Source organism: Thermostichus sp. MS-CIW-23 (assembly GCF_054059455.1).
In genome coordinates this window covers 1-11,354 of sequence record NZ_JBSSCC010000059.1, presented here as the reverse complement: position 1 = coordinate 11,354, position 11,354 = coordinate 1, and the positions used below count along the sequence as shown (strand labels likewise).

At 58.2% G+C, this 11,354-nt stretch carries 7 protein-coding genes and 1 pseudogene; 1 reads left to right on the top strand and 7 read right to left on the bottom strand.

The window, feature by feature from the left end; translation table 11 throughout:
* Positions 1–156: 156 nt before the first annotated feature.
* Positions 157–1,221, bottom strand: a complete 1,065-nt coding sequence (locus ACVW0B_RS13600) for a Gfo/Idh/MocA family protein (RefSeq protein WP_011432295.1) — start codon at positions 1,219–1,221, stop codon at positions 157–159.
* Between the two features lie 109 nt (positions 1,222–1,330).
* Positions 1,331–2,908 (bottom strand): phospholipid carrier-dependent glycosyltransferase, encoded by a 1,578-nt coding sequence (locus ACVW0B_RS13595; protein ID WP_457491930.1) that lies wholly within the window; start codon positions 2,906–2,908, stop codon positions 1,331–1,333.
* Between the two features lie 211 nt (positions 2,909–3,119).
* Here ACVW0B_RS13595 and ilvB point away from each other — a divergent pair.
* A pseudogene (gene ilvB, locus ACVW0B_RS13590) lies at positions 3,120–4,919 on the top strand (biosynthetic-type acetolactate synthase large subunit); the annotation flags it as partial.
* Between the two features lie 297 nt (positions 4,920–5,216).
* Here the strand turns inward: ilvB and ACVW0B_RS13585 are convergent.
* The 5 genes from ACVW0B_RS13585 to ylqF form a co-directional block, all read right to left on the bottom strand.
* Positions 5,217–6,824, bottom strand: coding sequence for a glycoside hydrolase family 57 protein (locus ACVW0B_RS13585; RefSeq protein ID WP_457491929.1), 1,608 nt, complete (start codon positions 6,822–6,824; stop codon positions 5,217–5,219).
* 159 nt (positions 6,825–6,983) lie between these two features.
* Positions 6,984–8,459, bottom strand: coding sequence for a glycogen synthase GlgA (glgA, locus tag ACVW0B_RS13580; protein WP_011432291.1), 1,476 nt, complete (start codon positions 8,457–8,459; stop codon positions 6,984–6,986).
* A 589-nt stretch (positions 8,460–9,048) separates the two neighbouring features.
* Complete coding sequence (locus ACVW0B_RS13575) at positions 9,049–9,474, bottom strand: DUF2996 domain-containing protein (protein ID WP_011432290.1); 426 nt, start codon at positions 9,472–9,474, stop codon at positions 9,049–9,051.
* Between the two features lie 80 nt (positions 9,475–9,554).
* The gene (locus ACVW0B_RS13570) at positions 9,555–9,920 is read right to left on the bottom strand and encodes an NAD(P)H-quinone oxidoreductase subunit M (RefSeq protein ID WP_011432289.1); all 366 of its coding nucleotides are present in this window, start codon (positions 9,918–9,920) and stop codon (positions 9,555–9,557) included.
* Positions 9,921–10,165: 245 nt separating this feature from the next.
* Positions 10,166–11,017 carry a ribosome biogenesis GTPase YlqF gene (gene ylqF / locus ACVW0B_RS13565; RefSeq protein WP_457491928.1) on the bottom strand — a complete coding sequence of 284 codons (852 nt, stop codon included), beginning with the start codon at positions 11,015–11,017 and terminating at the stop codon, positions 10,166–10,168.
* Positions 11,018–11,354 lie beyond the last annotated feature (337 nt).

The following is an 11,354-nucleotide window of genomic DNA, read 5'->3' as shown; positions in this document are numbered from 1 at the left end:
GTCAGGACTTGGGTCATGGTTCTATCGTAACTTCCGCATTCCTCCCGACACTGACCCTACGGGTACAGTGCGGGGCTCCTGCGATTTCTAGCTGATGCTGGAATGGCTATGGGCCAACAACAGGGCTCTGCCCCCATCTGGGGCTTGCGTTAAAGACTAGGATAGGAGACTACGGCGGGGCTTGGCTTCGCTCCAGGCACATCCATCCAAAGCAATCCGCTCTACCTCCGAGGCCAGCCTCAATGCTTTCAGGGCCTGTTCCCCACCCACAGAAGGTTGGTTGCCCCCCCGCACGCAATTGATGAAGTGCTCCAGTTCGGCATGCAGCTTGTCGATATTGTCGGTGTGGACTTTCTCAATCAAACAATCCCGCTGGTAGGGCATTTGGCCGTAGTCGCTGGTGCTGCCGACGGATCCCTGGCGGTACACCGAGATCTCATTGTGTAGAAAATCTGCTTCTACCAAGGCATTCTTGCAGTGGACGGCAATTTTGCGCACCTTGCGGTGGGTGACCTTGCTGGCAGTGAGGGTGGCGATGGCACCGTTGGCAAAAGTGAGAGTAGCCGTGACGTAGTCCAGGTAGCCCAGCTTGGAGATGCGGTTGCCGCTGGCGGTAATCTGGGTCACGGGAGATGGGATCAGCTCCAGCAACAGATCGATGTCGTGGATCATCAAGTCGAATACCACCGACACATCGCTGGCGCGGTCGGAATAGGGGCTGAGACGGTGAGCCTCGAAAGCCAGAGGTTCTTCACTTTGCAAGACTTGGCCCAGCTTTTGGAAAACAGGGCTGAAGCGCTCGATGTGCCCCACCTGCAAAATACAATTGCAATCGGCAGCTCGGTTCACCAGCGATTCTGCTTCGCTGATGCTGGCAGCGATGGGCTTTTCGATCAGCACATGTACCCCGGCCTCCAGGCAGGCCATACCCACCTCGTGGTGCAGAACCGTCGGCACGGCAATGGCCACGGCAGCTACATGGGGCAGCAGATCGCGGTAGTCCTCATAAAAATGAACGCGGTGGCGGCTGGCCACATCCAATCCCCGTTCCACGTTGATATCCGCTACCCCCACGACCCGCACATCCTTCATCAGGCTAAACACGCGGGTGTGGTGCTGGCCCATGTTGCCTACCCCGATCACCCCAACCGGGACAGCTTGCTCTGAATAAGCCAGTGGACGGCGGGGAGAGTTGGCAGAACTCGGGCAAGATCGGGCCATGACGTTTCCACTACCTCCACCACAAGGGTTTCGCGAACCTCGCTCCATCTTTCGGTAACGGAGCGCCGCATTTCACGAAACAAACTTCACAAAGCTTACCATGCCTCCCTTAGATCCAGTTCAAGCCGGGGATGGGCGGCAGGTGCAGCGGGGGCTGTTGGCAGGATTGGGGGCTGAAACAGAACAGCGGCACCGGGCTAGAGCGAAACCACATGCGGGCGTAGAATCCGCTTGGACTGAGGGGCAGGCCAAGCCAAACGGGGAAAAAGAAGACAAAGGACGCCAAAACCAAGGCCACCGCCGTGATGCTCGCCCCGCGCCAAAAGCGGCGATAGCTCTGCCAGCCCAGCAGCACCAACCAAGCCAGGGCTAGGGTGCTAAACGCCAGAGCGCTCATGTAGTGGTAGATAAAAACGCAGCGGCTGACCCTAAACCAAGGCAGGTAATTGGCCGCATAGCCAATCAAAATGAAGGCTTCGAGACCGTGAAAGCGGCGGATCCCCCGCCAGACGAGCACCAAGATGGATCCCGTCCCCAGCCACCACAGCCAAGGATTGCCCACGCCATGAACAGCTTGCCAGAGGTTGCCCTGACTGCCGAAGTAGTAGGCCACGGGGCGGCCCAGAATTGGCCAGGACCAAGCTCCTGCCGAGGCCAAGGGCGTAGTCAGCCAAGGACGCAAAGCCGGGAACCAAGCCACCAGGGATCGCAAGCTGGTGGAGCAGTAGGGGTGAACAGGGGTCTCTTCGTTCACCACCAGGTGGGCTGCCATGTGGCCGCCGTAGATGGATTGGTTGATGAGCACCAGGGATCGGAAATAATTCTGGATGCCCGTCCAGCTCCAATCCAGAGTTAGTCCCTGTTGGGGATTCAGCTGCAGGTGCGGGATCCACTGAATGGCATAAAAGGCCAGCGGAGCGAGGATGAAGCAAAACACATAGTGCCACCAGCGCAGATGACGAATCTGGCTCAAAATGCCCAACCGTGGGATCCACTGCGGGCGCAGCCAGACCACCCCCCAGACGAGGATCCCCAACAGAGCAAACATGAAGGCAAACCAGAGGCCATTCCACTTCACCGAAGCTGCCGCCCCCAACAGGATCCCGGAGCAAGCAAAGTGAGCAGCCCGTCGCCAACCTTGGTCTTCTAGACCTCTCAGCAACAGAATGGTCGCTGCCAGCCCAAAGGCTACCAGATACACGTTGATCAGGCCAAAGCGGGATTCCACCAGAAACACCCCATCGGTCAGCAGCAAAACCCCGCTCAACAGAGCAAAGCCCACGTGGTAGGTGAGGCGGTAGGCTAAACCGGTCAGCAACAGAGGGATCAGGGATCCGCAAAAAGCAGTGGCGAAGCGGAATCCCCACTCGTTGCGGCCAAACACCTGAATGCTAAGGGCAATGAAGTACTTGCCCAAGGGGGGATGCACATCGTAAAAAGGCTTGCCATCCAGGTAGTTCTGGGCAAACTCCGGGAAGTACACCTCATCGAACACAGGTGCCGGGAACTCGTCCAGCCGCCACAGGCGCAACCCCAGACCCACCAGAAAGATCCCCAGCGCTCCCCATACCAGCCACTGTCGGGATCCCACAGCACTGTGCGGGGATCCGAGGATGGGCACAGCTAGCAGCAAGCTGCCCTGAGACCGCTCCGGCCCGGGGTCAATGGGGGTTGGCTCTCCAGTCATGGATAGGGCACTCTCAACACTCCGGCGAGGATCCCCAGGGATCCCCAGTGTTACTTTAGCCGACCGTGAAAGTCTAAGCGATTCCAAAGCAAACCACTGCTAGACTGTAGAATTGAATACAAAGTTGGCCAACTTCTGGCCAGTACCCTGTCTGCGCTGGCGCTCCTGAGAGCGGGCGTTTGACGTTCGGTCATCTCAGTGGGGAGGAGACACCGTGGCGACTGGTGGATATGCGTTGGTGGACAGCCTGCACCGGCATGGGGTGCAACACATCTTTGGCTATCCGGGGGGAGCCATCCTCCCCATCTACGACGAGCTGTACAAAGCCGAGTCTCAGGGGCTGCTCAAACATTACCTGGTACGCCACGAACAAGCGGCTGCCCACGCCGCCGACGGATATGCTCGCGCCACTGGCAAGGTGGGGGTGTGTTTTGCTACCTCTGGCCCAGGGGCGACCAACCTGGTGACGGGCATCGCCAACGCCATGATGGACTCTGTACCCATGGTGGTCATCACTGGGCAGGTACCTCGCCATCTGATTGGCACCGACGGCTTCCAGGAGACGGACATCTTTGGCATCACCCTGCCCATTGTGAAGCACTCCTACGTGGTACGGGATCCGCGCCAAATGTCTCGGATCGTGGCGGAGGCTTTTCACATTGCCGGGACAGGGCGGCCCGGGCCGGTGCTGATCGACATCCCCAAAGATGTGGGCCTGGAAGAGTTTGACTATCAACCCGTCAGCGAGATCAACATCCCCGGCTACAAGCCCACCGTGCGTGGCAACCCACGGCAAATCCACACAGCGGCCAAGCTGATCCTGCAGGCCAAGCGGCCCTTGCTGTATGTGGGAGGTGGAGCGATCATCTCCGGTGCCCACGCCGAAATTGCCGAGCTGGCCCACACCTATCGGATCCCGGTAACCACCACCCTCATGGGCAAAGGGGCTTTCGATGAGAACGATCCCCTGTCGGTGGGGATGCTGGGCATGCACGGCACGGCCTATGCCAACTTCGCCGTCACCGAGTGCGACCTGCTCATTGCGGTGGGGGCCCGCTTTGACGATCGCGTAACCGGCAAGCTAGATGAATTTGCCAAGCACGCCAAAGTCATTCACATCGACATCGACCCAGCCGAGGTGGGCAAAAACCGTGCGCCCGATGTGCCGATTGTAGGGGATGTGCGCACTGTTCTGGTGGAGATGCTGGCTCAACTGAGCAAAATGCCTTCTACTCCAGGCCTAACTCAGGCCTGGCTGGATCGGATCGAGCGCTGGAAGCGGGACTATCCCCTGCAGGTGCCCAGCTACGAAGGCGTGATTGCCCCCCAACAGGTGATCGATGCCTTTCGTCGTCATGCTCCCCACGCCTACTACACCACCGATGTTGGCCAGCATCAGATGTGGGCGGCGCAGTTTCTGCGCAACGGGCCGCGCCAATGGATCTCCAGTTCTGGGCTGGGCACCATGGGCTACGGGTTCCCCGCGGCGATGGGAGTCAAGGTAGCCCTGCCTCACGAAGAAGTCATCTGCATCAGTGGCGATGCCAGCTTCCAGATGAACATGCAAGAGCTGGGCACAGTGGCTCAGTACGGCATTGCCACCAAAGTGGCCATCATCAACAACGGCTGGCAGGGCATGGTGCGGCAGTGGCAGCAGGCCTTCCACGGCGAGCGCTACTCCCACTCGGACATGTCTCCCGGAATGCCGGATTTTGTCAAGCTAGCCGAGGCTTTTGGGGTAAAAGGGATCCGCGTCGATCACCCCGATCAACTGGAAGATGCCATCCAAGAGATCCTCAGGCACGAGGGGCCGGTAGTGGCCGACTTTGTGGTCAAGCGGGATGAAAACTGCTACCCGATGGTGCCTGCCGGCAAAGCTAACTATCAGATGATCGGGCTGCCGGAGAAGCGGCAACTGGAACAAGCCGCCGAGCTGATCTACTGCCCCAATTGCGGCACCAAAAACCCCACCCTGCACAAGTTTTGCGCCGAGTGCGGCACCAAGCTCTAGAACCGACGGCCTGACCCTTCGGCTGGGGAACGCGGGCCCCAGCAGCAGGGAGTCTTCGGGGATATCGGGGCTACTGAACAAGCCAGATTAAAACGCTCCCTGAGCGCTCTGCGAGGCCAACACGAGCGACTCCTGCCCCTTTCCCAAAAGGAGAGGAAGGTTGGGATCAGCGCAACGAACGGAGGATCCCTCCTGCCCTGGGGTAGTTCGATCCCCTCAAGGAGGGTAGCCGGAAACTTCTGCCTCTGGTGTCTCTGGCGGTCGGAAGCAGGCACCCTCCAGACCTGCCCAACCGGCTTAGAGGGGTCGGTAAACCCGGTAGTTGAGATTGGGGAAGATGTTGTCCATGTATTCCACCTTGGCCAGCCACTGCTCCTCTTCAGGGGTGGCTTTTTCTCGCCGAAACTGGCCTTCTTTGATCTTTTCGTAGAGGTGATTGAAGCGCAGCAGATGAGACTTGGTGCGGCGCACCGCGTAGGGAACCATCGTCCCCGTGCGCATGATGAAAGCCCAGTCGGAAGATTGAGCCAGTAGCAATTCTCGCGCCGCCTGGTTCAAGGCCCGCCATTCTAGGTCATCGGCAGGCTCGCGACGGCTCAGCTCGATCATCCGCTCGGTGGCTTTGTGCAGGTGGGGGTAGATCCAGGCGTTGGTGGGGTTGAGCCAGTACTCGTGGAAGCCGCGCGCCCCCCAACTGGACTGGGCAGGTTTGCACACCTGCTGGGTGGGGTTCTCCCGCAGGTACTCCGCCAGGTGAGTCATGCGGTAGGTGTTTTGGTCGAAGTAGCTCTTGCGGATGAGAAAATCCAAAAACCAAGGGCCCTCGTACCACCAGTGGCCGAACAACTCCGCATCGTAGGGGGCCACCACCAGCGGCGGGCGGCCCATGACGCTGTACAAATATTCGATTTGCCGCTGGCGGTTGAACATAAAGTTGCCCGCATGCTCTGCCGCTTTCTCCCGCGCCCAATAGGGGTCGTAAAGCTGCTTTTGCCCCAGGTCCAGGTTGCGCCCGGTGATGCGGTGGTACTTGATGCCGGTGTTTTTCCGCTGGCCGTTGGGCATGATGTAAGGCTTGATGTACTCGTAGTCGGCCTCATACCCTAGGTCTTTGTAGAACTCGCGGTAAACCGGATCCCCTGGATAGCCCACCTCTGCCGACCACACCTGCTGCGAAGACTCGTGATCCCGCCCGAAAACGGCGACGCCGGTCTCGGTAAAAATAGGGGCGTACATGCCGTAACGAGGCCGGGGCTTGGCGTAGAGAAGACCATGGGCGTCGGTGATCATGTAGCGCAGGCCGGCATCGGCGATCATCCGCTCCAGCCCTTGGTAATAGGCGCATTCCGGCAGCCAGATCCCCCGCGGCCACTGGCCAAAGTGTTCGTTGTAGTGCTCACAAGCTACAATCAACTGCGCCCAGACTGCCTGCGGGTACATCTGCATCAAGGGCAGGTAGCCGTGGGTAGCCCCACAGGTGATGATCTCCAGGTTGCCGCTGTCTTGAAACTGTCGAAAGGCCCGCACCAGATCCCGGTCGTAGCGCTCCCAGAGATCCCGCACCATGGCAAACTGCTTGATGTAGTGCTCCGCCAGGTAGCGAATGTGGCCGTTGGTGGCGTTTTTGTCGTACTCCAGCTGGGCCAGCTCTTCCAATTTGGTTAGGTAGTGGTCGTAGCGCTCCTGCAGCAAGGGATCCCGCAGCATCGACACCAAGGGCGGCGTCAGGGACATGGTGAAGCGAAAGTCGATGCCATCTCGCTGTAGCCCCTCGAACATGTGCAGCAGCGGCACATAGGTCTCCGTGATGGCTTCGTAGAGCCATTCTTCCTCCAGCACAAAGTCTTGCTCAGGGTGGCGCACAAACGGCAGGTGCGCGTGGAGTACCAAGGCGAGATAACCCATGGCAGCCGGGGATCCTTACAGACAGGGAAAGATAACGGAGCAGACTTACCCTTCTCAGCAGCAAATCTGTAGAGAAGGTTAAGCCCAAGATTGCTACCTATCGTCCAGCATTTCGTCCTTGGGGTCAAGAGCTGGGATCGCTGGGGATCGCTGTTGGGCTCAGCGGTGACGAATGAAGTCGTAGATCTCCAGATACTCCTTGCCAGGATAGTTCCAGGAGTAGTCGTAGCTCATGCCTTGAATCTGCAGTTGACGGAACTGGTCAGGAGCGGTGTACCAAAGGTCGATGGCCCGATCCAGAGCCGACTCCAAAGCAGCTGGATCTGTGTGATAAAAGACGTAGCCGTTGCGTTGCTCGGGCAATTTGTGGGGATCGTAGTCGCGGTCGAAGACGGTATCCACCAGGCCACCCACTCCTCTCACCACCGGAACTGTGCCATACTTCAAGCCAATCATCTGAGTGAGTCCACAGGGTTCGTAGTGGCTGGGCACTACGATGATGTCTGCCCCCGCATAGATAAGGTGGGAAAGTTCTTCGTTAAAGCCCAACTCAATGTGAACATCGGGGTTGTTGTTGAGGTAGCTTTTCTCGTGGGCAAACCAAGCGCCGATCCCTCGCTCCGTAGCGGATCCCAGCAGAACAAATTGGGCATTTTTGAACAGGGAGCGGTAGATGGCATGATGCACCAAATGCACGCCCTTTTGCTCGTCCAATCGCCCGATATAGGCCACGATAGGCTTGTCAACATCCTGCAGTAGCAGCCGATCCCGCAGAGCTTTTTTGTTTTTAGCTTTATTTTCCAGCGTTTGAGCAGTGTAGCGCACGGGGATAAAGCGGTCGATCTCCGGGTTCCAAATGTCGTAATCGATGCCATTCAAAACGCCGCGAAACTTGTGCCGGTGCAAGTAGAGGGTATGGCCAAGTCCATAGCCGTAGTCGCCAAATTGCACCTCCAGCGCGTGATTGGGAGAGACCGTAGTGACAAAGTTGGAAAAAACAATTCCCCCCTTCATAAAGTTGAGAGAAAAGGGGTTGAAGTTATCGCGCAAACGGTCGTAGTGGAAGTAATAGGGTTCGCGGTTGAGGCCGGTAGCCCAAAGAATCTCTGGGCCGCCAAAGCCTTGGTGTTTGAAGTTGTGAATGGTGTAGCACACCCGCTGGTTTCCCATGCCGTGGTACTTGTAAATCTCGAACAGCAGCACCGGTACCAACCCTGTCTGCCAGTCGTGGCAATGGATGATGTCGGGGCGCTTGTTGCTTTGTAGGAGAAACTCTAGAGCCGCCTTGCTGAAAAAAGCAAAACGCATGTTGTCATCCGGGCAGCCGTAATAACACCCGCGATTGAAGAAGTTATCGCCCGAGTGGGGCTCAATAAAAAAGCAAAGGCGGCCATGCACCCAGCCGCAGTACACCGAGCAGTGAATGGCTCCCCCGTACCAGGGCACCCAGAGATCGCGATAGGCGTCGTGCAAACCCCAGATCTGGTCGTAGCGCATCGTGTCGTACTTGGGCAAAACCAGCTCGACACAGTGGCCCCGCACCTCCAGCTCGCGGCTGAGGCCGTACACCACATCCCCCAGTCCCCCCGCCTTGATGACCGGGGCACATTCAGACGCAATCTGCACGATGTACATTTCGAGATCTCCTGTAGCAGAGCCTTACCTTTCTTCACAAAACGATAATCGTTTTTGGCCCCGACAGAACATCCCTCGCAGCGGCAAGGGATCCCTGCACTGGGGAACAACCTCTGGGCCGACCGGGTTCGAGCCCCAGCTGCACCGTTTGCCGGGGAACCTGATCTACGGGAGCAGCTCTCTACGGAATTAGGGTCATTTGATTCAAACTAGGGCCCTGCACCCCCACTCAAAACGTTGGTCGCGTCAGCGTTGCGAAGCGATAATGCACAAGGCCAGAAGGCTTTTCAAGGACTCCGTCCCGCTGGCGCGATCAGTAGCCCAGGCCTCTCACCCTAACCTGAAACGCGACTATGAACGGCTGATCCCGCTGGGGCGGTACCGTTCTTCGAGCCAAGTGCGCAGCTCATCTTCCGGGAAGGCGGCAGCCAAGGTGCCCGTTCTGGGATCGTGGGCATGCCAAAGAACATGGCCGGATGGATCCTGGCTTTACGGTAACTGCAGCCGGCTGCACCTCCCCTCGTCTCTTGCGAGCAGGCTTACTCTCTCCGGCTAGGGGTAGCCAGGGATCCTTCAAGGTCACGCGAACTCAATACCACTGCTGAGCGTAAAGGCGCTGCACCAAATAAAACACGAATAGGTTGACATCCACGCGCCGCTCGTCGATCATAAAAGACTCGATGGTGCTGGCCGGGGATCCTTCGGTGGTACAGCGGAAGAACTTGCGGCCATTCAAGGATCCCTCAGCAAACAGCACGCTAAATTGCTTCTTGCCTCCTGCAAACGCGCCGACCAGCGTCTTGCCTTCCAGGCGCAGCTCCAGATCGCTGACTCCGCGCTTTTGAAAAGCCGCAATGGCTGCCGGGATCACCTCTTCCGTGATCTGTTGCTCGAAGGGCTTTTCTTCCTTAGCAACTTTTTTCGCAGCGGCTTTGGGGGAATCCTCAGCAGCAGGCTTGGCAGCTTCAGCGGGTTTCTCGGCAGCAGCGGCCTCGGGGGTGGGTTCTCCAGACATGGGGAAACGCTCCGACAATCAGATGGGTAAAAGCCTTAGATGCAGAACAATCAAAAACTCTGTCCAGAACCGGCAAAGAGCTAGCCCTTGGGGATGTATTGGCCGACAATTTCTTCAGCAGGGATCTGGGGAAAGCCCATGCTGAAGTTGGGGGCACGCCCCTGCAGGTTATAGGCGATCTCCCCTTGCTTGAGCAGGGAGCGGATGAAATGTTCCAGGTCAGACCCAATGCGGCGGATATTGTACTCGGTCAAGTCTCGCCCCCGGTATTCTTCCACCAACTCTTCGAAACGGGCATAGACCTTTTGCAGGGCAGCATCAGTCCAGACCAGCTCGTTGTCCGGATCCACATCGAGGGTAAACAGGTCGTCGCGGGGCACGAAGTTGTTGTCTGCAGTAACTTCACCGGCAAAAATGTGGACGTGGCGAGTGGTGCATTTCAGCATTGCGATGGCTCCGCTCCGGATCTAACCTGATAAACAGCGTATCACTACCTAGCGCTTGTGGGGGATCCGCTATTTGCCCTCGGCTTACTTCGGCCCAAGCTTTTTCTATGCCCGCTGCTATTCCCCTACTGGAGCGCCTGCACATTGAGGTGAGCAAGTTCCCACAGCGGCCTATCGCGACAGCGTTGCGGTTCCCCTGCCCATAGCAACAACGTGACTTTCTTTCGTGATTTCTTCTAAGGGGCTCAAGCCTTGGGAGGGAGTTCCAAGGCCAGCGGCCCCAGCAAGCCCTTGCGGTAGTCGTTGAGAACTTGCCGTGCCGCCCGCTGGGGATCCCCTTGATACCGCCGCTCGGCCAACTCCTGCACTGCAGCACCACCGGGAGGGATCGGATCCGGCCAACCGTAGCGCCTTTGTAGGAGAGATCGGGCTTGGGGCTGCACCCTCAGCACTTGATCCAAAAAGTGGGCCGCCACCCGTTCGGGATCGTAGGCCGCTTCGCCGATGTCATCGCAGATGGCCAATAGAGAGGCCGCCTGTTGATCCGGCAGAGAGGGCGGTAGGATGCCCGGCGAGTCCAACAGATCCAACTCTCCCCCCAGCCGCACCCACCGCAGTTGCCGCGTCACCCCAGGACGTGCTGCGCTCTCAGCTGCCCGCCGCCCCAACAGTCGATTCAGCAAAGCAGATTTGCCCACATTGGGAAAGCCCACCACCACCGCCCGAACGGCCCGCGGTCGCATGCCCCGCTGTTGACGCCGCGTGTTGACCGATTGCCCCAAGTGCAAGACCGCCTGCTTGAGGCGATTCACCCCTTCTCCTGAGCGGCCATTGGTGGGATAGACAGGGATCCCTTGCCGTAAAAAATACTCCTGCCAAGCTTTCAGATCCCCAGCCTCAATGCAGTCCGCCCTGTTCAGAGCCAGGAGGCGAGGTTTTTCCCCCAGCCACCGGCCCAGCTCAGGATGACGACTGGCCAACGGGATCCGCGCATCCAACACCTCGATGACTGCATCCACCCGCTGCAACTCTTCCCGCAACTGGCCAATTGCCTTGGCAATATGGCCGGGATACCACTGGATGGCCGGAGAACTCATGCCGCCAGAACCCTAGAAGTGGACAGCAGAAATCAACAGTGGGATCCAATCTAGCCCGATTCCCCAAAAGAGGCTCGACCTGCCGGCTGAAGTAGCCAATAATACAACGTGAGTGCCGCTGGGATCCCTTTCCTGGGCAACCTAATGTTTAACCAACGGGGGTGCGGGGGCAACAAGCCCCGCGCTCTACCCGCAGGGTTAGCGTCGGGATACATGGATCCCTGCATGCTATACCATTATCTTTTTAGGTTGTGTTGATCTTTCATTTGAGCCAAAAGAGAGCACTGACGAGATAGAGAAAACTCAAGAAGTTCCTGGCCAATTTGTCAAAACGAGA